Source organism: Brevibacillus sp. NPDC058079 (assembly GCF_042885155.1).
In the GTDB taxonomy this organism is placed as follows: Bacteria; Bacillota; Bacilli; order Brevibacillales; family Brevibacillaceae; genus Brevibacillus.
In genome coordinates, this window is record NZ_JBHVSO010000002.1 from 570,535 (window position 1) to 595,363 (window position 24,829).

Annotated in this window: 3 protein-coding genes; all 3 read right to left on the bottom strand. The window is 46.7% G+C overall.

Annotation, left to right across the window (positions count from 1 at the left end):
* Positions 1-25 precede the first annotated feature (25 nt).
* Genes ACFVS2_RS09455 through ACFVS2_RS09465 form a run of 3 tightly spaced genes read right to left on the bottom strand, consistent with a single transcriptional unit; the run spans position 26 to position 24,829 of the window.
* On the bottom strand, positions 26-6,040 hold the full coding sequence (locus ACFVS2_RS09455) for an amino acid adenylation domain-containing protein (RefSeq protein WP_390233255.1): 6,015 nt from the start codon (positions 6,038-6,040) through the stop codon (positions 26-28).
* 54 nt (positions 6,041-6,094) lie between these two features.
* Positions 6,095-13,462, bottom strand: a complete 7,368-nt coding sequence (locus tag ACFVS2_RS09460; protein ID WP_390233257.1) for a beta-ketoacyl synthase N-terminal-like domain-containing protein — start codon at positions 13,460-13,462, stop codon at positions 6,095-6,097.
* An 18-nt stretch (positions 13,463-13,480) separates the two neighbouring features.
* Positions 13,481-24,829 (bottom strand): SDR family NAD(P)-dependent oxidoreductase, encoded by an 11,349-nt coding sequence (locus ACFVS2_RS09465; protein WP_390233259.1) that lies wholly within the window; start codon positions 24,827-24,829, stop codon positions 13,481-13,483.

Here is a 24,829-nt window from a genome sequence, read left to right on the forward strand (position 1 = left end):
CTAACCTCTCCTCTTGTTCGCAAATTTAGTGTTGGGGATGATACTTTATAACTTGGACTAGCTCGCTTACCTTTTGCTCTGGGTTTGCTACCAATCCTTCTAAAAGAGCATTCAAGTGTTGCAGCATACTGCTAATCTCCTTATCGTTGAAGAAACGTCGATAATAGTTGATATGCAGGACTAGCACTTGTTCATAGAAAAGGATTTCCACTCGTAATGGATGCTCCGTCTGAGCGATGGAATCATAGATGGTAGCTCCGAGGACATCATTAAAACCTCTAAAGACAGAAGAGAAATCTGGGAGCTGTTCGCTTACCAGATAGCTGTCAAATAAAAGACGATCTCGTGGAATATCGCACCACTCGTATATATTTTTCAGCGGCGTGTATTCGTACTGACTCGTCTCTACTACCTTGGACTGCATGTTTTGGAGCCAAGACAAGAACCTCATGTTTTGCTCGATGCTCACGCGAATGGGCAGAATATTGAAGAAAAGCCCGACAGAATGCTCGACTTCCATCATCGCTATGCTGCGGCCGGAAAAGATCGTACCAAATACAACGTCTTCCTTGCCGCTGTAATGATGGAGCAGCAATGCCCAAGCCCCTTGTACCAATGTATACGGCGTCAGATGGTACTTCTTGGACAAGGATAACAGCGCCGCGGAGACTTCTGGCGATACGATGAACCTTTCTTGAGAATAGGGAGGCTCTTCGGCAGAAATATTATTCCTGCTCGTTTGCGCCCATTCAAGAGTGGAGCTGGTCATTCCATTCAGATTCTTCTTCCAAAACAGCTCGGCATCTGTTAAGTCCTGCTGTTTTTGTAGCGCAACATAATCCCGGTAAGGATATACAGGAACAATATCAATCGCCTTCCCTTGGGAAAACGCTTGATAATATTCGAATAGTCTCTTAACGATCAACGTATAGCTCCAGCCATCCTGCAACATCAGGTTGAAGACATAAATAAAGTAGTAGACATCCTCTCCTACTTGAAGCAGAGCAAGATGCGCATGTGGTGCTTGACCCATCTCAAATCCTTGTTGTCTCAGCTTTTGAATATAGGATTGCAATTGTTCATGTTGATTTTCTTCCGGAATGCTACGCCAATCTTCCAGTTTGATGTGGATATCCACTTTCTCATGCACGATCTGCATCGGTTCATCCAGCTCTTCCCAGATGAAGGAGGTTCGCAATGCAGGGAATTGTTGGATGAGATGCTGCCATGCCTGCTCAAAAGCAGATACATGGAAAGGGCCTCCCTCTATGCGAAAAGCATGATGAACCACATTCAAACCAGGCTCTGGATGATGTTTGTATCGATAAAGCATATTCTCTTGCATAATCGTCAGCGGATATACATCCTCCATGTATGGATTGTCTACTTTTATGCTATCCAGCTGATGTTTCTCAAGAGTTGGTAACTCTACTACTGTTGTAGTTCGCTTCGCATTTTGGGTGGAAGCCTCACCTGCAACCTCTGCCAGTTCAGCTATGGTCTGGAATTGGAAAATTTGCTGTGGAGTTAATTCCAAACCGTGTTGTTTTGCTCTCGCAACCACTCGAATGGTATGAATGGAGTCGCCACCTAATCCGAAGAAGCTATTATGTATGCCAACCTTATCCAAGCCCAGTATTTCAGCCCAGACATCGGCAAGAATTTTTTCCGTCTCCGTCGTCGGTGGTACAAAATCTCCCTCCATCTCTGGCACTTCCATAAGCGGCGTAGGAAGCGCTTTGCGATCCAATTTTCCATTCATGTTCACTGGCATTTCCTTGATAAACTCAAAGATAGACGGAACCATGTAATCTGGCAGCTTATCCCGTAAATAACTGCGCAGCTCTGGAATGAACTGGCGAGCAACTCTGTCTGTCAAAGGATCGTTCGCATACGTTTCGATCGGCTGGTAGTTTTTCGCTGGACGATGCCATGCGGTGACCACTGTGTTACGCTGTCTTTTTTCGAGTAAATGCTCAGGTCTGAGCACAGCTTCATAGCTGCCATCCTCTCTATCACCCATCCAAGCGATATCCACACTGTATCGAAGCTCAGCTCCCAACTTCCAAAGGTCCTCAGGGTCTATTCCAGTGCCTGGATGGTTCTGATCCGTTCTCAGTTCTTCCACCGTTTTGAGAACATCTCTGTCAGCAAGCAATGACTGGTATCGATTCGCCCTGTCCAACCGCAGATTAGGGATATTCGTAAGACCTAAGATTTGCGGTTTATACTTGGTCATGATTTGACGAAGTCCATCAATATTTTGGAATCGCTCCTCATGCCAATCCAGCCATGAAAAGTCCTCTATTGGCTGCACTTTTTTGCCGAGATGAAGAACCACATCATAACGATAGCGAGTTAATTCATTATGATGACTTCCACGCTTCAACTTGATTTCTACATGGCTGATTTGATGCAGCTGCTCTTGAAGCGCATAGAAAAAGGCTGGATCTATAACCAGCTCCTGCTCTTGTCTCATTCGCTTCTGCACGCGGCGCTGCAATTGATCGGTGGTCAACGTCGCTGGTGACTTTTCCATCTCCACCTCAGTAAGGAAGGTTTGCAGTAAAGAGAGATTACGAACATCACCGACAAAGATTGCTCCTTTGTCATTCATGGCGTGTATGGCTTTTTTCAGCACATCCAACAGGTAGCTCGCATCTGGGAAATACTGCACGACAGAGTTGAGCACGATCACATCGAACTTCTGTCCCTTTAGTCCACTAAAATCATCCGCATAGCTCTTACGCAGAGTGACATTGGATAAATCCTCTCTTTGGTTGATCAGATTCGCAGTAATATAATCCAACGCCATCGACGAAAAATCCGTTCCCCAATATTGTTCACAATGAGGCGCAATTCGGGATAACAACAGGCCTGTTCCGCACCCGATTTCGAGTACCTTTTTCGGTTGCAAGGCAAGGATACGATCAACCGTCGAATTGACCCATTCACGCATTTCTTCCGCTAGAAGAGGCTGACCCGTATAACTGCTGTTCCAGCTGGTAATGTTGAAATCGGCCTCATATTTATTTTCATCATCATAGGCTTTATCAAAGACATCCTGCCATTCTGATACCTGTTCCGCAGGAAGTGCTTCTTCTTCTGTTGCCGTTTTCAATTTTTCCTTGGACTGTGAATCTGGCACGATATAAGATACCAACTGCTTATGCCCTGGTCTCTGCTCGGATTCATGAACGATCACAGCCGCTTTTTGTACATGTGGATGCTCATCTAATACAGCTTCAATCTCACCCAACTCGATACGGAACCCTCTTAATTTGACCATAAAATCAATTCGGCCCAGATACTCGATTGTTCCATCCGACATGTAACGTGCCAAGTCACCTGTTTTATAAAGGCGTGCTCCCTCTTTATTGCTGAATGGATCAGGGATGAATTTTTCTTCTGTCAGCTCAGGTCGGTTATAGTATCCGCGAGCCAGTTGCACACCACCGATGTGTAGCTCTCCAGCAACACCGACGGGAACAGGATTCAAGTGCTCGTCTAACAGATAGATTTGGGTGTTCGCCACGGGACGTCCAATCGGCACGGATCTAAGTTTGCTTCCTTTTTGACATACCCAGTACGTGACATCAATCGCCGCTTCTGTAGGACCATAAAGGTTGTGTAATTCCGCATCGAGACACTCGAAAAAGCGCTCCTGCGTTGAATAAGATAAGGCTTCCCCACTGCAAATGACTCGTCGCATCGTTTCGCAGCCGCTAATTTCCGTCTCCTCCAGGAATACTTGAAGCATCGAAGGAACAAAGTGCATGGTGGTGATTTTCTCTTTTTTGATCAGACGGGCCAGATAGGTCGTATCTTTGTGACCTTCTGGACGAGCTACTACCATGCAGGCGCCCGTCATTAACGGCCAGAAAAATTCCCATACTGACACATCAAAGCTGAAAGGCGTCTTTTGCATTACCCGATCGGTTTCATTCAGCTGATATTGTTCCTGCATCCATAAAAGTCTGTTGACGATACCGCGATGAGCATTCATCGCACCTTTTGGCTTACCAGTAGAACCTGAGGTGTAAATCATGTACGCCAAATTGTCGCTGTTGACTCCGCTTGCAGACGCCACATGGCTCTCCATGCTGATTGTCTCCCAATCTGAATCGAGGCAAATTAGTTGTCCATCGTATTCAGGGAGCGTGTTCATCAGCCCTTTCGCAGTCAAGAGGAAAGAAGGATTCGCATCCGTGATCATAAAGGCAACCCGATCTTGCGGATAGCTTGGATCTAGGGGAACGTAGGCGCCGCCTGCTTTGAGGATACCTAACAGCCCAATGACCATCTCAAAGGAGCGCTCCATATAAATGCCCACAAGCGTTTCCGCTCTTACGCCCTGTTTTCGGAGATAGTTAGCCAGTTGATTCGCCCGTTGATCCAATTCCTTGTAAGTGAGTAGCGCCTCTTCAAAAATAACGGCTGGCGCATCTGGTGTTTTGGCAGCCTGCGCTTCGATCATTTCATGAAGGCACCTATCTTGCTGTGGGTAGTACGTCTTCGTATCGTTCCATTCAACCAACAGCTTTTGCTCTTCAGCAGCGGTCAAAATCGGCAAATCTGAAATCGGCTTGTTCGGATTCGCAACAATGCTTGCCAGCACGATTGTAAAGCTTTCTAACATGCGACTGATTGTTGATTCATTAAAAATATCGGAGTTGAACTCAACGTCTAGGTCAAAGATATCCCCTTTTTCTACAACCTGAATCCAGAGATCAAACTTGGATGTGTTGTTACGGAACTCTTCAAATTTGACCAAGGAAAAGCCTAATGCAGACATGTCCGATTTTTTCGGCATAGGAAAGTTCTGCAACACAAAGCAGACTTCAAACAGTGGATTTTGACTCATATTACGCTCAGGCTGCAATTCATCCACTAGTCGTTCAAACGGTACATCTTGATGCCTGTATGCGCTGTTCGCCGTTTCTCTCACACATGACAACAGCTCTCTAAAGCTACGATTGCCGGAAACATCTGTTTTGAGGACCAACGTATTTACAAAAAAGCCGACCAGATTCTCCATTTCCACGCGGTTGCGGTTCGCTACGGGCACTCCCACCCGGATATCATTTTGCCCGCTGTAACGGTGCAACAATATCTTTAACGCGGTGATCATGACCATATACAGCGTGGCATTTTCTTGCTCGCACAGCGCTTTTATGGCATGTGAAAGGGAAGAGGGAATTTGTAGTTTTAGGCTCCCTCCTTGAAACGTTTGGATAGGCGGTCTTGTACGGTCTACTGGCAGTTCTAACACGCTACTATCTTTTCCAAGGGTTTCTCTCCAGTAAGAAAGCTGTTTCTCCAGCACTTCTCCTTGAAGCCACTCCCGCTGCCAGCTTGAAAAATCAGCATACTGGATCGGAAGCTCAGGCAATGGGGAAGGCTTACCCGCGAGATAGGCCTGATAAAGCAGAACCATTTCTCTGAAGAAAACCCCGACTGACCATCCGTCAATGATGATATGGTGAACGTTCAAAAGTAGAATATTCAAATCCTCGCCAAGTTTGAATAAAGTAACACGCAACAAGGGTCCCTTGGTTAGATCGAAAACATACATGCTTTCCTCTTTAGCGAGTCGGCGAAACTCATCCTCCCTCTCCGCCTCGGGATGTCCTGTAAGATCGACGATGGGAAAAGGAATTTGCAAGACAGGAGCAATTAGCTGATACGGCTCTCCATTTGCGACTTGAAAGGTGGTTCGCAGGGCTTCATGGCGCTTCACTATCTCATTAACGCACCGCTCCATGATGTCCGTGTGAAGCTCACCCGATAGATGGAAGGCTGCCACCACATTATAAGCAGGACTGTTTGGTACCAACTGGTCTAAAAACCATAGTCTCTGCTGGGCAAAAGAGAGGGGCACGAAGCCCTCTCTTGAACGCCGCGGAATCCCAGTCTTTTTCGTCTCCAGTTTTGAGCCTTTCAGCTTCTCCAGCAATGCCAGTTTCTTCTCGGAAAGCTTCGATTTGCTCTCGGCAAGTATCTCATCTCTTGATTTAGCTGATTCCTTATCATTGATCATCGGATTGCTCCTTCCCACATGTTGATTCTGCTGCCTTACTTCTAGGTGAATTCATCAGCTTAATAGCTCCAAAATCGCCTCTTCTGGAAGTTCATCAATAACAGCAATCAGTTCCTCTTCAATCAGCTCCGCCATTCCTGCAACGGTTGGCGCCGAAAAGAGATTGTCTAAATTCAAATCAACCGGAAAGCTATTCTTCAATCTGGAAATAATCTGAGTGGCCATGATTGAATCGCCGCCCAGGTCTTGGAAGTTTTTGTGGATGTCAACCTTTTTCACCCCAAGTACCTCTTCCCAAGCAGCAGCAATTTTTCTCACTAGTTCGTTACGTGGTGTATCGTCATCATCAGCATGTATAACATCATGATGGGTAACGGAGCTTTGGATTTCTGTCTCCCTCACATCAGCTTCTTCCGCCTGATCAGGGGTTACCTCAGTTGAGTTGGCTATGTCTGCTACTCTCTGTTCCTGTTTTTCTGCTGTCAGTTCGGAGGTCGCGGCCGCTTCTTGATGGGGACGGTTGCCTACGACAACTTTGGGTAAACGGTATCGTTCCTCGGCAAAAGGATAGCTTGGCAGACCTGATAGACGGCTCACCATTCCTTTTGGATAGAGAGCTCCCCACTCTATTTCGTTACCATGAACCCATAGCTCCGCCAGCTTTTTGATCTTCTTGTTCAGAGCGAGATTGCGGATAAAATCCCTTCCCTCTTCGGTATCGCCGATCTTGATTCCGCCCGTTTTGTTTATTTCTCCGATAAAGAGATCAGCCGTTTTCGCCCCATTACTTTGTATGAATTGCTCTAACTGCGCAATCAGCTGTTCCTTACTGTCGACCACGATTGCTACTCGATGAGACATCGATTCCCTTGCAATCTGGTAGGTATAAAGGAAATCTGCCAGTTTCACATCATGATGATTCTCTACAAATGCCTTTGTTTTCTTGGCATAGGCCACCAATTGTTCACGTGATTCAGCTGACAGCACGAAGACTCCCATTGCTTTCTCTTGACCCTTAACAGGAGCAGCGGATCTGGTCTTGCTTCTATCAAACTCTTCGATCACCAGATGAGCATTGGTGCCGCTGAAGCCAAAAGAGCTGACCGCAGCCAAGCGAGAGCCTTTGGAATTGGTCTGCCAATCTTGCAGCTTGGTATTCACATAAACAGGGCTGTTTTCAAAATCAATGTGTTCATTCTCTTTGACAAAATGGATCGAAGGGGCCATCTTCTTGTTTTTCATGCTGAGTAAAACCTTGATGACACTCAACACCCCAGCCGCTGCTGTGGTATGCCCGATATTGGCTTTCAAAGAACCAATTGCGCAGAATCGTTTCTTCGGCGTGAATTGGCGGAAAGATTCACTCAGTGCATGAATCTCAACAGGGTCCCCTAATTTGGTCGCGGTTCCGTGTGCCTCGATATATTGAATGTCTTCCACATCAATCTGTTTTTTCGCGTAAATAGATTTTTGAAGGTCGCTTTGCGCTTGGAAGCTAGGCACGGTAATGCCCAATGTCCGTCCATCCTGATTGGTTCCACTGCCACGGATGACACCATAGATGCTGTCGTTATCCCGTAATGCATCTTGCAATCTTTTTAAAATCACAACACCAACGCCATCCCCAACGACAATGCCATTGGCTCCATTGTCAAACGGGCGGCACTCCCCTGTAGGAGATAGCATCCTTGCGTTACTCATCGAGATAAACGGAGCAGGATGGGAATAAATCGTAATACCTCCTGCGATAGCAAGATCGACCTCTTCCGTCTTCAGCTTTTGGCTAGCAATATCGATTGCAACCAAAGAGGATGAGCAAGCTGTGTTCACAGCCAAAGCTGGTCCTTTTAGGTCAAGGAAATAAGCAATGCGCGAGGCGAGTATACTCGTATCCGATCCGAGCATGCCAAAATGAGAGAAATCTTGTTCTACCGTCATTCCCGCCATTGCACCAATGACGGTTCCAACCGGTTGTCCTCGCAGCATGGACGGGGTATAACCTGCGTCCTCTAGCGCTTTGTAGCTCTCTTGTAAAAGGATGCGCTGCGTGACATCCATCGATTGGGCTTCAGTAGGAGAAATTTTAAAAAACGCTGGATCAAAATATTCAATATCCTCCATTGCCCCGTATTTCATCGGAATATCGCCGAGTGCATTTTCTTTGAAAAAGGCGCGCCAGTCTGGATTGGTCACTTCTCTGATACAATCTTTGCCCTGACTGACGAGCTCCCAGAACTCATCTTGCCCCTTTGCACCTGCTGTGCGGCAGGAAATCCCAATGATCGCAATCTCATCAGAAGCCGCTTTAGTCGGCTCGTAGGCAATATTCCGCGTCGAGACCCTCTCCGTATAAGCAGGCTTCTCTTCAAGATTTCCATGATTTTGGTTAAACGATTCTGTTTGAGCTGGCTGGCGCTCTGGTAGATGAGTCGCTATGTAGCTCGCCAATGCTTCTAGCGTATTATGTTCAAACACTACACTTGTCGGTAGTTTTAGATGAAACTTGCTATTGATGGCTTCGGATAATTGAACGGCATTGAGCGAGCCGATTCCCAATTCCTTTAGGGATTCCACATCTTCCAGATCTTCTTGTCTCAAGCCTAAAACGGTCGAAAAGACCTCGATCAGGCTCGCTTTGATTTTTGTCCGATCTAAAATGGACTGATCTGTCGACAAATTGCTTTTTTGTCCAGAATATTCAGATGTTATTAGTTGATTTTGAGCATTCGATACGAATGGTTTACTTGCATGGAGCTGGCTAGGCTCGTCTTGCTGCAAATGGCTAGCAATATAGCTTGCCAAAGAATCTAACGTATTATGTTCAAACACAACGCTGGTCGGTAGCTTCAGATTAAATTTGCTGTTAATCATTTCGGATAAGGCAACGGCGTTAAGAGAGCCAATTCCTATATCCTTCAAGGTTTCTACTTCTTCCAGTTCTTCTGGTTGAAGACCTAAAACGGCGGCAAAAGCCTCGACCAACGATTCTTTGATTGTTTCCCTATTCCAATGAAAGCTGTGGTCATACTGATTTGGATGAGGAAGAGTTCTCATTTGCTGTTTCGGATAAGGAATATAGCCGCTGTTTACCATTTCCGCTAATGCTTCTGGATACGGTCTTTTCTTCGATATTTTACTGGCATTCCATTCACAACGCTTCGTGTACGCAAGATGCGGAGCCTTTTTCAGCTTAAACAAGCAATAGCTGATCCACCCTCTTTCAAGAGAGATGGATTGATTCACCGTGTTGATATACAAATCTTGAACAGCTTTAGGCAAATGCTTGATGTACTGATCCACGTCAGGATCATGCAAGGCGTTAGCAATCTGCGGCGATACGTCAATGATTTCATCGATCACTAACTGATGCTCCGCTAAAAGCTCACTCCATTCTTGCACGGTGGGAATGCTGACTTCTACGTTCTGGTCTACGATCGGCCCTCGCGTATTGGCTATGTAATCGATCAACAGAACGGTTCCCTCTTCGTTCAGAGAAGAGGAGATATTTTGAAATAGTCCATGTTTATTACGAATATGGAAGCTCACTTCAATCCCGACGATAATGTCATAGAGAGCGGGAAAGGCATCCTTGGAGCTGTCTTTATTAAAAATTTTCGCTCGTGCCCCCAGATTTTTCTGCGCGATTCGTTGATTGCCAAGTTCCGCTTGCGCCTTGGTAATTGTAAATCCATGGGTTTCCATATGCGGATAGAGCTCTGCTATTTGAATCACATCTGTCCCGTGACCGCATCCAAAGTCCAATACTTTTTGCACGCGCGAAAAATTTTCTTTGCAAAAAAGTACCTGGCGCATCTCTACTTGCTTCTCTCTTACCATTTCTCTTTCCAACGGATATTTTTCCGGGTTCAAAATGACACGGCTCATTGAAAAGCCTGGAATCTTCCTTTCAAATGGACATACAGTCAAGTAATCCTCTGAAAACTCCGCTTCGCTGCTATTGGCGCTATATGTGTAAATCTCAACGGCCTTGTTTTCGAATTCTGGATGAGCGGATGTCATGCTCGTCTCCCTCCTAGAGCGATTCGTTTGATTGCGTTCTATCCAGCACGTTCTCTTCTTAAATGGATAGGTTGGGAGCTTAGCTACTCGGGATAACTCCTTCCCTTCATGCAGCTTCTGCCACAGGATGGGATTGCCTAGAACCCACAATTTTGCCAGTTCTCCTACATCTTTTGATTCGATGGCCCGCGTAACCCGGTCTGACATCAATTCTTTGTTTTCCTTGAGATCGCCAAAAAAGCAATGTTCCGTCTCTTCTTGATGTTCTAACCAGCGTTCCAGTTGCTGGTAAAGCTCTGTTTGACTTTTGGTGATGACAGCCAAACGGCAAGGCATTTCTTCTCTTCCGATTTGAAGGGTATAGGCTGTATTCGCTATTTGGATATGCTGGTTCTTATGCAAATAACCAATCCAGCGGTGAATGTATTCTTGCAATCTCTCTTTATTCTTAGCCGAAAAGACAAACAACTCAGGTTCTGAATCGTTTACTCTCCTTGATGATGGATTGTGGTTGTATTCCTCAACGATAAGATGGGCATTCACTCCACCGCCGCCAAAGCTGGTAATGCCTGCTCGCCGGGGGACTGTCTGCCCATCTACTGTGACCTGCTTCCATTCCGATACCTCTCGCTGCAATTGGAATGGGAGTTGATCAAAATGAATATTCGGATTCAATTCGTCAGGAATCAGGGTTGGAACCAGCGTCTGATGCTGTAATGACAAAATTACTTTCATCAGCTGCGACATGCCGGAAGCCGATTCACAATGCCCGATATTCGGTTTGACCGAACCGAGTCGATAATCCCCTTCTGCTCCTTGACGGTTGTGAAAAGCTTTCGTCACCGCTGTCATTTCGACGGCATCGACTATGTCTGACCCATAGGCAGAAGCTTCCAGATAACTAATGGATCGAGGGTCCAGTCCGCTTTCTCCCAACGCCGCTTCCATCACATCTGCAATGGGGATGGGGCTTGGTGTCATGTAGCTATTGGCTTTACCCTTATGGTTGACGGCGGTTCCTCGTATCACGGCATAGATATGGTCCCGATCATGTACAGCCTGATCGTAATCCTTGAGAACAACCGCACCCACTCCCTCGCCAGGCACAAAACCTATACCCCCGTTCCCAAAGGCAGCACTGTCAGAAGTATGGGAGATGAGCTGTCCCACTGTCAGACCGAAGTACGTAAGCGGATGTGTGTACAGATTCACCCCACCAGCAATCGCCATGCTTCCCTTCCCGTTTCGGATGTATTCACATGCTTCATGAATCGCTACTAAAGCTGAGGAGCACATCGTATCAATCGGCATACTCGGTCCCTGTAAGTTTAAATAGTAGGAAGCCCGATTAACCATCGATGAATACGAGGTTGTCGGAAAGTGATGGGTAGTTTCCGTGCTATACAGATGAAATCCTTGTTTCGTAATGCCACCAAAAACCCCTGTTCGCTTTCGCAGCTCCGTAGACATCTTCGATGAGGCATATCCTGCATCTTCTAACGCCTTCCAACACTCTTCTAAATAGAGGCGCTCTTGAGGGTCTATATTTTCTGCTTCTCGCGGAGTCATCTGAAAGAATAACGGATCAAACTGATCAAATCCCTCTAAGAAGGCACCCCATTTGCTATAACTTTTTCCTTGGGAAATGGCTTCCTCCCGATTTGGATGATAATACGCTGTCCAATCCCAACGCTTTTCTGGGATTTCTGAAATAGACTTTTTCGCATGCAGTAAATTCTCCCAAAATTCGTCCAAGTTGTTAGCTTGAGCAAAACGCCCACTCATGCCAATAATCGCTATTTTACCGGAGGACGTAGGCTTGGACGCCGTCATTTGCGAATGAGCAGATGACGCAAATGCTCTCGTTTTTCCTCGGTTACGTTTCCCTTCGGTTTTCGGCAATGGGGCAAACTCAACATGATCTTCCGTTCGATTTGGCTCCTGCTCCTGCTTGTGATCATCCAATCCTGTGAGCGAAATCAGCGCTTCTCTTTGTGTCTCTAGTAAATGCTCGACTAAGTCAGCTACTGTCTGATATTCAAAAAACAAAGTACCGCTGATAGTTTCACCGAATATTTTCCGAAATTGATTGATCAGTTGTACAGATAAAATGGAATCCATACCGTAGGCCTCTAAAGGCTCGGAAGCATCCATTCGGTTACTCGGCATCTTCAGTGTTTCAGCGATTCGCTGTTTGATGTATTCCGTACTTTTTTCGCGCAGGACATCCTCGATTGCCCTTTCTTTAGGAGCGGAAGGTATATTCACTCTCTTTGCTTTTGGCTGTTCAGCATGTATGTTTTGCTTCGGTTTAGGCTGTTGTCTTTGCTGTTGGCGGATCACGCCGTCGCTTTCGGTAACAATAATCTGCTGCCCCATCACATGCGCCTCTTCTGATGGGAAAAAGACCGACTGAAATCCTTCTTCCTCCAATACTCTCTGCCAGGTTGACGAAGATAACCCAGGGCAGCCCGAAAGGCGCAGCTCTGGGTCTTCATACAGCCACCATCCCTCGAGCAAACCAAAGGTAAGATGGAGGAAGATGGTGTTTTTACTCATTTCATTTAGCAGAAGCAAGCCGTTCTTCTTTAGAACGGCTTTCGCGTTACGCACGGTTTGGCGAATATTTTTGGTGGCGTGCAGGACATTTGCTGCAATGACAATATCATACCTGCCCAGATCCATTCCTTGTCCCGTCACTGACTCTTCTACGTTAAAAATCTGATAGGTCAAATAAGGATTGCTTGGGCCGTACTCTTTTTCTGCATGCATGAAAAAGGCTTTGGAGAGATCTGTGTAGCAATACTCCTGGATATGCTCTTCATACGCCTTTAGTTTTTGGAAAACGACAGCACTCGTTCCTCCCGTACCTGCACCAATCTCGAGAATGCGAATTCGGGCCGCAGAATCTTGGGTCAGCTGTTCCTCCACAAAAGCAACCACTGTATCAGCAAGCACTTCATTGAAGTAGTCGGAAACGGTGTTATTTTTGTATACCTTCTCTACTAATTCCATCGACGAATTGGGAAAGATGACCTCTGTGGCCCGCACTTTTCCAGTGAGAATTTGTGGTAAAGCACGCAAGGTTGCCTCCACTAGCTTAACTTGCGCATTCGTATCCGAATTTTTTAGCCAGACTTCTTTTTCTTGCTCCCATTCTTGCCAGACAGCCGTACTGGAAATGGGAGCAGTATCGATCACGGTAGATGTTGCGCTATCGTAAACGAGATAATCATTCTGGGCCAAAACAGAAGCCGTTTCTTCGAGCCACATGTCGTATAAGTCAAGCAGACCGCTTTTTCTTTTGAGATCGCTAAGCGCTTGATTCTTTTCCGTAAAGCAGCCAAGCGACTGCAATTGACCCCACATTAACTTTAAGAGAAGCTCGTCCATTTTGTTCATTCTAGGCACTCCTTCGGCTTACACGTATAGAACCGGTTTGTCCTGTTCTCTTTCCGATTGAGATTTCAGGGTGGTATTGACTAGAAATTCAGTGATGTGCTTAAGCGTTGGATAGTCCATCATCACAGCAGGTGTCAGTTCAAGCTTGTACTTCTGATTGATTTTAGTTGAAAATTCGCTGAGCTTGACTGGATCGAATCCGTACTCCTTCAGTTCAATATCCGAATCTATTTCTTCGCTCTCTACCTTCAGGATTAGAGAGGCGAGTTGAATGATCGTTGCTTGTACGTCATCAAACAAGCTGTGCCTGTCCGTATCCATTTCTGATGCAAAATAGGCTGCTCTCGGCATCTCTTTTACTTTTATCTTGTTTTTAATGCTTGCCATGCTGGAGGAAATTTTGTTTGAAACGACTGCAACAGATTCGCTTGTATTGATTCCCTCCATATCGAGTGGCTTGGTCGTTTTCATCAGCGCCACTTGATTCATCGGACCAGATAACAAGGCTTCCAATGCCTCCATCCCTTCTGAAGGTTCAATCGAGCCAATGCCGATTTGTTCCATGCGTTCCATATAGCCCTTGGACGCAACGATTCCAACACTGCCCCAGTATCCCCAGTTCATTACTTTCACCGCACACGTCCATTCCTTGGCAAGCTGATGGGCGAAAGCATCTTTGAAGGCGCAGCCTGAAGCATAATTGCTTTGTCCTGGCGATTTCGTAAACGAGTTAATCGAGGAGAAAAATAGGACGAAATCCAATGGCTCCTCGCCAAATACTTGGCTCATCCGCACGCTTACCTCTACTTTTGGTACCAGTCCAGCGCGGAAGGTTGTCTCGTCCATATTCGCCAGACTTCTATCAAGGAGAACAATTGCGGAATGAATTACCCCGTTAATCTTGGCATATTGCTTCTTGATCTCTTCGTAAGCAGATTGCAGCGACTCGCGATCCGTAGCATCGGCATCGATGTAGAGCGGTGCGGGTCCTAGGGCAGCAAGTTGATTTATTTTGTTCTGAATCGACTCATCTTTCTTGCGACGACCGATCCAAATGATCTGTGCTTGATAGGTGCGGATCATGTATTCGCTCCACGCTTGTCCAATACCGCCCGCGCCTCCAATTACAACATAGACTCCATGCTGACTGTAGACGGTTTGGTTGATGGAAGGACTCTGCACGGGCATCAGCTGCTGGCGATACCACGCGTGTCCACGATATGCCCAAGCGTTTCCATGAGCATCGGCAGGTAAAGCAAAAATATCATGTAGCGGCCAATCGGCATGCGCTCCCAAATCGACGAGTCTTACCTTCCAGTTCGGATATTCCTTCGCCATCGATCCGATCAACCCGTGGATGCTGGCATGCGTTGGATGAACCGTATCTTTTTTGTAGATAGCCTGCGCCTGAACAGTAATGATCGTCCAGCCCAAGTCTCTCGTCTGATACCCCAACGCAAGCAAAGCCTTGATCAAGCGGAAAACTTGAATAACGCCCCGCTCCTGATCGTTCATCAAGGACTCCTCTTTTACGGATTCCAAAGAGCTATCAGGAGCAACCCACATGATATGATCGATTACCCCCTGCTCTTCCAGCTTACTTGCGATAACCTCAATTGAGTCATCTGACTGAAGCGGTAAAACAGTAGCTTGAGGGTAAAGACGTTGTAGGAGACCTCCGTCCTTTTCTTCGGCGCAAACGATGACTACTTGATCACTTGTTGCTGGAATGACTTCCCCTTTTTCTACAGACACGGCGTTCCATACTGGAGTGAGCATCGTGGTTCCCAACAGCGGTGGAGCGGAAGCCACTGTTTCCTGAGTCTCTCTCAACGTCGCAACCCGTTTTTCGCTCCCAATTGATAGGCCTCTCATCCTCACGCCTATTCTGCCTGCCTCATCGCATAAATCAATGTCTATTGTCGCAGTCTCATTCTCCTCTTGGACATCATCACTGAATCGAATGAGAGCAAACATCAGAACAGGATGATTCTCGAAGATCTCCAGCTCTTCAAGGGTAAAAGTACCATCTGATTGGATGGAGCTGATACTGTCAGATGATGTAGCCTCCGTGATGAGATGACGAGATGACTGCAACAGGGACTCTAGCAGGCTAGGATGAAGAACGAATTGTCCTGCTGTCTCCGTCACAATTGAGGGCAAGGAGAGTTTTACCAGTACTTGTCCTCGCGTCCTGTATACGTGGTCAATCCCTTGCAAATTCGGTTGATCAGCCATTCCACGTTCTTTTAACTGCTCGTAGCATTGTCGGGCAGTAAGCATCTCGCTGCTCTCGGCTTGCAAGGCAGTTAGATTCAAAGTTGGTGCTTCAACGAGCGAAGTAAATTCGACCATACCTTGGCTATGTACCACAGACTTGGTATCATCTTCTTTCGATTCGCTGTAGATTTCATAAGCAAGCTCTCCAGTATCCTCTGGATAGATCCCCAGATGTACCTGAACCAAATCATCGCCCACCAATAGCGGCTCTTCTGTAGCAACATGAGTCATTCGGATTCCAGATAAAGTCCCCGCTCTATCTCCTGCTGCCTGTTTCACTGCCGCCCGTGCCATTTCCAGATAAGCAGTGAGTGGAAAGAGGCATTGCCCGTTTCCAAGATGATCTGCCAAGAACGGCTCCTGCCCTGTAAAACTGGAACTGTATCTCAGTTCATAGAGGTCAGAAGTGTTTTTATGAAGCAATGGATGGAGGATATCCCCGCTAGCCGAAAATGCTTCGGGCATACCTGTTGCTATTGGCTTTTGAAGGTCTATCCAATAACGCTCTCTAGCAAAAGGATAGGTAGGCAAACTGACGCGGCGCGGCTTATCTTCGCTATATAGTTTATTCCAGTCAAAAGAGACGCCCTTGACCCAAAGGTTCATCAGTTTTGTGTATTTCCCCTTGGCAATCCATGTCTCCACTGTTTGCTTCATATCTTCATCAGCAAAAAGAGCTACCGTGTCATGGTTGCGTTTCACTCGCCCACGATACAGCTCGGCAATGTACTCTGCGCCTTCTGTAAAATGCGTTAGTTTTTCCTCCAGCTCATCAACTGATCTGACGATAACAGCCAAGCGTTCTTCCAGCGATTCCCGCCCTACTTGAAGCGTAAAAGCGATATCAGCCAAACGGGCATCGGTGAATGATTCTTCTTTGATCGCCTTCAATAATTGATTCACTTGAACGAACAGTCTCTCTTCGTTCTTCGCGGAGAGCACGATCATTTTTGGTTGCTGTGGCTGGATGCTACTCTGAGGCTGTCTATCTTTTTCGGGATACTCTTCGATGACGATATGGACATTGGCTCCTCCTGCCCCGAATGATGATAGCCCGGCGATTCTCGGATACTCCTTGGTTACTCCGTTGATTTCAATGGTTGGTCGTTTCCACTCAGCCAGCTTTTGCTGAACCGCAAATGGTGTATCGCTGAAATCAATGTTTGGATTCATGACCTCAGCGTGCAGGGATGGTGCGATTTGACCATACTTCATCTGGAGCAATATTTTGGTCAAGCCTGCAATTCCTGCCGCGCTCTCCGTATGTCCAATGTTCGACTTGGCCGAGCCGATCGAGCAAAATTGCTTGTCTTTCGTGTATTGTCCGAATGTGCGAGTCAGTCCCGCAATCTCGATTGGATCGCCCAAAGCGGTACCTGTACCGTGCGCTTCGATATAGCTGACGGCACGAGCATCCACTCCTGCTCGCTGCAATGCCTCGTGGATTACCTGCGACTGCGCGATGGGGTTTGGAACCGTATATCCATTTGTTTTGCCCCCTGAATTGAGCATGCTTCCCTTGATCACGCCGTATATGTGGTCTCCGTCGGCAATCGCCTTTTGCAGAGGCTTCAATACGATAGCGCCCACACCTTCTCCATCTACAAAGCCGTCCGCTTGGTCGCCAAACGACTTGCAGCTGTCACCAGCAGATAGCATAGTCGCTCCAGACAGTCGAATATAGTGAAACGGATCGACAATTAAATTGACACCGCCAGCGATGGCACATTCACTTGTACCGCTGTACAGGCTTTCCAAGGCTAAATGGATCGCCGTCAAAGAAGAGGAGCATGCCGTATCCACTGCTAGACTCGGTCCTTGGAAATTGAACAAGTAGGAAAGGCGATTCGCAATCGACCAGTAGCTCGTTCCTGCTGGGTAATTTCCATTCATGACACCAACAAACACACCAATTTTTCTACTTTCCTCTAATGTGGCAGGTGTGTAGCCCGCATCTTCCATACTGGCGTATGCCGTTTGTAAAAATAAGCGCTCCTGAGGGTCCATCTGCTCTGCTTCGTTAGGCGAAATTTGGAAAAATAGCGGGTCGAATTTATCAATATCTTCGATGAAACCGCCCCATTTGGTGTACATGTATCCTCTTTTCCCTTTTTCTTCGCTGAAAAATTCTTGCCAATTCCAACGATCCTCCGGTACTTCCGTGATGCAATTCTTCCCTTCTTTCAGACGAGTCCAAAACTCCCAGACATCCTCCGCTTGCGGATAACGACCTGAAAGACCAATGATCGCCACATCCTGTCTGGACGGCGCTGTTGGTTTTTCCGATTCTTTATCAAGAACTTGCAGGAAACGGCGAGACTTTGCCTTTCGAAATGTCGAGCCAGCTTGCTCTCTGGTTGGCTTTGCAGAAGCTGCTGCGTTGGTTATTTGCTTTTGAACAGGCTGCTGTTCATCTATTCCGACTAATGCAAGCAATTCATCCGTTTGTGTTGTCATGAAATGCTCGACCAGCGCATCAATCGTTTGATATTCAAAAAAGAGGGTCGTGCTGATCTGATGCAATTTTTTCCGTAAGACATTCGTCATCTGCACAATCATAATCGAATCAATGCCATACTCCTCCAGAGCGGCAGAAGAATCGATTTGGTCAAATGGAATTTTCAGTGTTTCTCCGACCAATTGTTTGAAATAGGTTATGCTTTTCGCCCGAAGTATTTCCTCTGTGCTCGTTCCTCTGTCTGCATGTGAAGGAATGGGTAGAGTGGAAGCTAAGGTCCCCATTGATTTCTGCTGTTGTTTGGACTTGCGGACCACGCCGTCACTTTCAGCGATCATCAACTGTGGATAGGAGACAACTCGGTAGCCCTCATCTCTCAATACTTTCTGCCAAGCTTCCAGAGGTAGTGAAAGACCTTCTGCGAGGTCTTTAGGTACGTTTTGATCGGTCATCTCTTTTACTAGAAGCAGACCATTCCTTTTTAAGAGATTCTTGCAGTTACGCATGGTTTGGCGAATTTGTTGAGCTGTGTGCAGTTTATCAGCTGTGATAATCAGGTCGTATTCACTAGCATTCATACCTTGTTCACTTAATGCCGCTTCTGGATCAATAACTTGGAAGCTCATAAAAGATCGATAGGCATGTAATTTTTGTGAAATCAAGGAACTGGTAGATTCTGTACCTGACCCGAGTTCGAGAATCCGCATTCGCGCTGATGGATCCTGCTTCAATCTCTCCTTGATAAAGGCAGCCACCACACCAGCAAGCCCTTCATTTTCATGGGCAGACAGCTGTAGCATGGATGGATAAAGTGCAACGTGAACATTCACCCATTCCTCTACCTTCATCCCTTCAATGACAATAGGCTTCGTGGTCTTCATTAAAGCAACTTGATCCATAGCTCCTGCGAGAAGTGTCTCTATGGCTTGCATGGCTTCTGGAGGCTGAATAAGACCAATGCCGATTTGCTCCAAACGACGATAGGTTTCTACCATCTCTTGATGAGACTCTTCCACTTGCCCACTGCTCCAATAGCCCCAATTGATCAGTTTCACCGCACATGGCCATGCTTGGGCCAATTGATGAGCATAGGCATCCTTAAAGGTACATCCAGCCGCATAGTTGCTTTGCTTCGGAGCTTTTGTAACTGCCATGAGCGAAGAGAAGAATAATACGAAATCCAAAGGCTCCTTCTCAAACACCAAAGCGATGTTCACACTCACATCAACCTTAGACGAAAGCACTGCTCGGAAACCTTCCTCTTGCATGGTTTCCAAGCTTTCCTCAACCAGGACCATGGCAGAATGAACAACTCCGTCAATCCGTGTATACGTTTGCTTTATCTGTTCAAAAGCTTCTTGCAAAGCATTCTGCTGCGTTGCATCCGCTGCTATATAGGCTGGTGCTGGTCCAAAAGTGGCAAGCCTATCCATCTTCGCTTGAATCTCTTCATTTTTTTGACGACGACCAATCCATATGATCTGGGCTTGATAGGTACGAATCATATATTCGGTCCATGCTTCGCCGATGCCACCAGCACCGCCAATCACCAAATAAATGCCACCCTGCTTCAAACGTGTCTGATCGATCGGGGGATGATCGACAGTAAGCAACTGCTGGCGATACCATTCACCCTGACGATAAACCCACGGACGCCCCTGACGATCTCTCGGCAGCCTCACCATATCATCTAATGGCCATTCAGATTCGGCCTCTACATCCATGAGGCGAATCTTCCAGTTTGGATATTCCTTTGCCATCGAACCAATTAATCCATGAATACTGGCGTGGCAAGGATTCACAACATCTGTATGGCAAATGGGTTGGGATTGAACCGTGATGACGCTCCACCCCAACTCCTTACTTCCGTATCCCAAGCGAAGCAAGGCTTTAATCGTTCGGAAGCATAGAATCACTCCCTGATCCTGCCCCGCGATTAATCGATGATCCGCCAAGGAATCTATCGCATCAAAAGGAGCGATCCACACCAGATGATCAATGGAACCAAGCTCTTCCAGTCGGTGTACGATTTCCTCAATCGTATTCTCAGCCTGAATGGACGACACTTTTGCTCGAGGAAAGTATTGTTGAATGGAGCGTGCATTCTCTTCATTTCCCCCCACAATGACTACCTGCTCATCAGCAGTAGGGAAAAGCTGCCCTTTCTCAACTGGAGTCACATCCCACACAGCGGACAGCATGAGATTCCCCACAGGAGGCTCCAGTGAGATTGCGGAAGAAGCTAGGCTCGAAGAAACATGGTTTGCCTGCTTCCCATCCTCGAGCACTCGCATGGAATATCCCTTTATTCGTACACAAACAGTTCCTTGGTCATCGCATAAATCAATATCCAGCTTCTGCACCTTGTCATCTGCGCTGCTGTTGGCACTGTAGCGAACATACGCCCACATCGAGGACGTGCACTTGTCGTAAATGTCGACCTCCTCCATGGCAAAAGGCAAGGAGGGCTTGCGATTCGAATGGCCATCCGCTGATGGGGTATCCTCCGCAACCATCATGAGCCCGATAGATGCCTGCAAGGCAGAATCCATTAGGCTTGGATGCAGTACAAAAGGATTCTCCATTTCGGAGATGGAGGCTGGCAAGGACAGCTTGGCTAATACTTTGCCCTCCCCTACATACAACGAGTCAATTCCTTGATGTGCTGACCCATAATCCATTCCTATTGAATGAAAAATGCTGTAGCATTGTTCCGATGAATACTCACGGTGACCGCACTCCGCTTGTAAGGATGACAGATTCAAGGCATGTTTCTCAGCAACAGAATGAAGCATGATGCTGCCCTGACTGTGTAAGACGGGTTCTGTATCTATAGCCTCCAACTCGCTATAGATTTCAAAAGTAATCTCACCATTCTCTTCGGGAACAAGACCGATATGTATCTGTGCAGGCTGGTCCCCCACGACAATTGGCCGTGTCCAAACCACGTTTTTGAGTTGAATCTGGGTTGGTTCTTCTATCAAGGCAGCCGTTGCTTGCTCTGCTGCTGCTCTCGCCATTTCCAGATAGGCAACTCCCGGCAAGATTCTCTGCTTCTTCACGACATGATCCGTTAGGAAAAACTCCTGACCTGTAAAGGTGGAACTAAACCTCTGTTCAGAAAAATCAGAAGTATTCCTTTGCAACAGTGGATGAATCGCAGCTTCGCTCGTGAATGTGAATGGCGCTGCTGTCTTGCCGCTTACAGATTTACTTTTGCTTTCCGGAATCCAATAACGATTCTTCGCAAATGGGTATGTGGACAAAGGAACACGTCTAGGTTTGTTATTCAGATAAAGCTGTTCCCAATCCATTTCATAGCCTGTCACCCATATTTCAGCTATTTTTCTGATGCTGCCTTCTGCAACCCAGCTTTGGATAAGCTGTTGAGAGTCTTGGTTATCGCTTAATAATCCGAATGAATCGTTGTTAGGCTTCGAGCTCCCTTCCCAACAAGTATCGATCGTATTCTCGCCTTTCGAATAAGCTTCCAATTTTCCCATCAGCTCAGGTATATCCTTGACGACAAAGGCTACTCGTTCTTTCATCCCTTCTCGTCCAACTTGCAAGGTATACGCCACATTTTCCAGATCGAGTTGCGTTTCTAAATCAGCAAAAGACTGAACTTCTCCCTCAATATCCTCTCGATGGTTATCCATGAGAGAAGCAATGACGGAAGCAATAGAGCTGCTTTGATCGAACTCCTTGATATCTAGCTGAATATGCAGCTCCTCTTGCAGTTTTTGCTTTAGCTGTGTGATTTGAACGAGGTCTACTCCGTATTCATGCCACTCTTGTTCGATCTCAATGCTGTTTTCTCCCACATGAATAATACTGGATAAAATCTTGCGGAGCTTCTTCTCCAGCATTTCTTGAAGCTGATTGTCAGATGATGCCCCTTTTAGAAACTCCGCTACTTTTTGCGCATAGGCTTGCAATCTTTCCTTATTCTTGGCAGATAGCGGAATTATCACTGGGTGATTTTTATGGCCAATTGCTTGCGCTTTCGGCTTTGTTTCGGCTGGGATGTATTCTTCCAAAATAATATGGGCATTGGACCCCGAAGCTCCAAACGAACTTACCCCCGCTCGTCTCGGAACGGTGACTTCTTGACCGTTTTCCATGCTCACCGTTCTCCATTCTTCTGTCCGTTGCTGTACATAAAAAGGAGATTGCGCAAAATCAATAAACGGATTCACTTCCTTGGCATGTAAGGAAGCAACGAGCGTTTTATGGTGGAGCTGAAGAACAGCTTTTTGCAGACCGCTGATACCCGCGGCAGATTCTGCATGTCCGATATTTGACTTCACCGAGCCTATAGAACAAAACTGCTGATCCTCTGTATATTGACGAAACGCTTTCACCAATCCTTGAATTTCAATCGGATCGCCTAAAGAAGTCCCGGTCCCGTGCGCTTCCACATAACGAATCGTTCTCGCGTCCACACCGCTCTTTTCTAAGCATGCTGTAATCACCTCAGCTTGAGCAACAGGGCTTGGTACGGAAGGCCCGCTCACCGATCCGACGTGGTTCACACTGCTTCCTTTTACCACGGCATAAATATGATCTCCATCCTCAATCGCTTTGCGCAATGGCTTTAACACGACGGTACCGACGCCTTCTCCAGAAACATACCCGTCGCCATCCTTACCAAAGGTATGACAATAGCCATCACTAGCGTGCATATCCATCATGCCATATGACAAATATTTGCCAGGATGTAAGGATAAATTGACGCCACCCGCCAATGCTACCTCACATTCTCCTCGCTTGATGCTCTCCAGCGCCAAATGAACAGCCGTCAGAGAGGATGAGCATACGGTGTCAATCGCCATGCTTGGACCATGAAAATTGCAGAAATAAGAAACGCGATTGGCAATCGGTGCATAGTTCAAGGATAACGGGAACATTTCTCCCCGAGACATCGCTTCCGCTCCGATGAGGGCATAATCCTTGTGCATCACGCCAACAAAGACACCAACCTGCCGTCTGTTACTGCTCCCCCGAGCCGGAACAATCGTCTTCGGCGTATAACCCGCATCTTCCATCGCTTCCCAGCATGTTTCCAAAAACAAACGCTCTTGGGGGTCCATCGTTTCTGCTTCCCGCGGCGATATTCTGAAAAAGGGAGAATCAAAGCAATCAGGGTCTTCAATAAACCCTCCCCATTTGGACATCTGCTTTCCTGAAGGGGATTTGAGTTCCCCAAACTGCTGCCAATCCCAGCGAGATTTCGGGACTTCTTTGATGCAGTCTTTACCCTCTTTTAAATTCATCCAGAATTCTTGGAGATTTCTGGCCTCTGGATAACGCCCTGCCATCCCGATGATCGCAATTTCTTCATTGGCATTCGCTGCATGACTCTCAGAGATTGCTGATGAATCTACGACCCTGGCAGGTTGCGGCAACTCTTGTTTACCTTCCTGTTTCATCAAATCAAGCCCGCTGAATACGGAAGCATGATTCTCGGCAAGATAGGCGGCCAACTCAGCGATATTCGTATACTCAAACAATAAAGTAGGAGACAGCGGCGTTCCTACTTTCGCTTCGACAGCCCTCACCACTTCCAACAAGCCCGGTGAATTTAGCCCCATTTCATAGTAACCAATCTGCGTATCAATCAATGCGGCTGGAACTTGTAATCGATCTGCCAGCAGTTGTTGTAAAAAAGTTTGTGCTTTACTCACGAGGGTAGATTGCGATTCATTCGCCTCCTGAACAGGTCCTTTTGACAGAGATACCGTTTGCTTCGATGGTTGAATCTCCTCTCGAAGCTGAGGTACTTCTTTTTTATTGGGATTGATCAGACCAGGATCACGAACTAGCTTGCCCGCAAAATTTTGCAAATGTGCTATTTTTCTACCTGAACGATCAAAGAACTCCATCGTCATATACATCAGCTCATTTTTTCGCTGGATGGATGACGTTTGTACTCTGGCAAAGCAATGTTGCTGTAAAAGAGCGGAGGCCCGAAAAGATTCATAAAAAAGCGGTAAAAATAGCCGCTGTTCTTCTTGGACTACCGAGGTGAACATTACCATCGAGCCGATCGCGGACCCATCGATCAATGTCGGGTGAAACATGAACCCTTCCGCACTGGGAAGGGCATGTTTACCGAGTGAAATATCGATTACCGCCGCTGAATCTGTTTCGTAAATCGTTCCTTCTGCCTTCATAAAACCTGTATGCACCAATTCCTGGCGGCGGCATTGTTCATACACATCATGCAGATTGACCTTTTTGTTTGCCGCTTGCTCTATCATGAGAAGATCCAGCGTTTCATCGAACTGCATAGCGGCACTTTGATGCATTTCAGCAGTAACATACAGCTTTTTCTCCGAGTCTAAAATGCCGTTGCGCTGTGTCTGACCCTCCATCCGAATCTGCCACTGTCCTGCTTTGCCTTGCGTGCACTGAATGCTCAGCATGACATCATAGTCTTGTCCCACCATGATCGGATGATAGATCGTTAGATTACGCAGCTCAAGCTCGCTGTAATCATGACCATTTTCGCGAAACATTTGATACAACAGATCAATATGGGCTAATCCGGGCAACAGTTCCTGACCGTGCGCTTTATGATTTTTGAGGATTGGATGGTTGATCGTTATGAGAAACAGATCATGCAC

Bases quoted from the DNA above. Each gene is read 5' to 3' on its own strand.
- ACFVS2_RS09455 (WP_390233255.1), bottom strand. From the start codon at position 6,040: ATGATCAATGATAAGGAATCAGCTAAATCAAGAGATGAGATACTTGCC.
- ACFVS2_RS09460 (WP_390233257.1), bottom strand. From the start codon at position 13,462: ATGAACAAAATGGACGAGCTTCTCTTAAAGTTAATGTGGGGTCAATTG.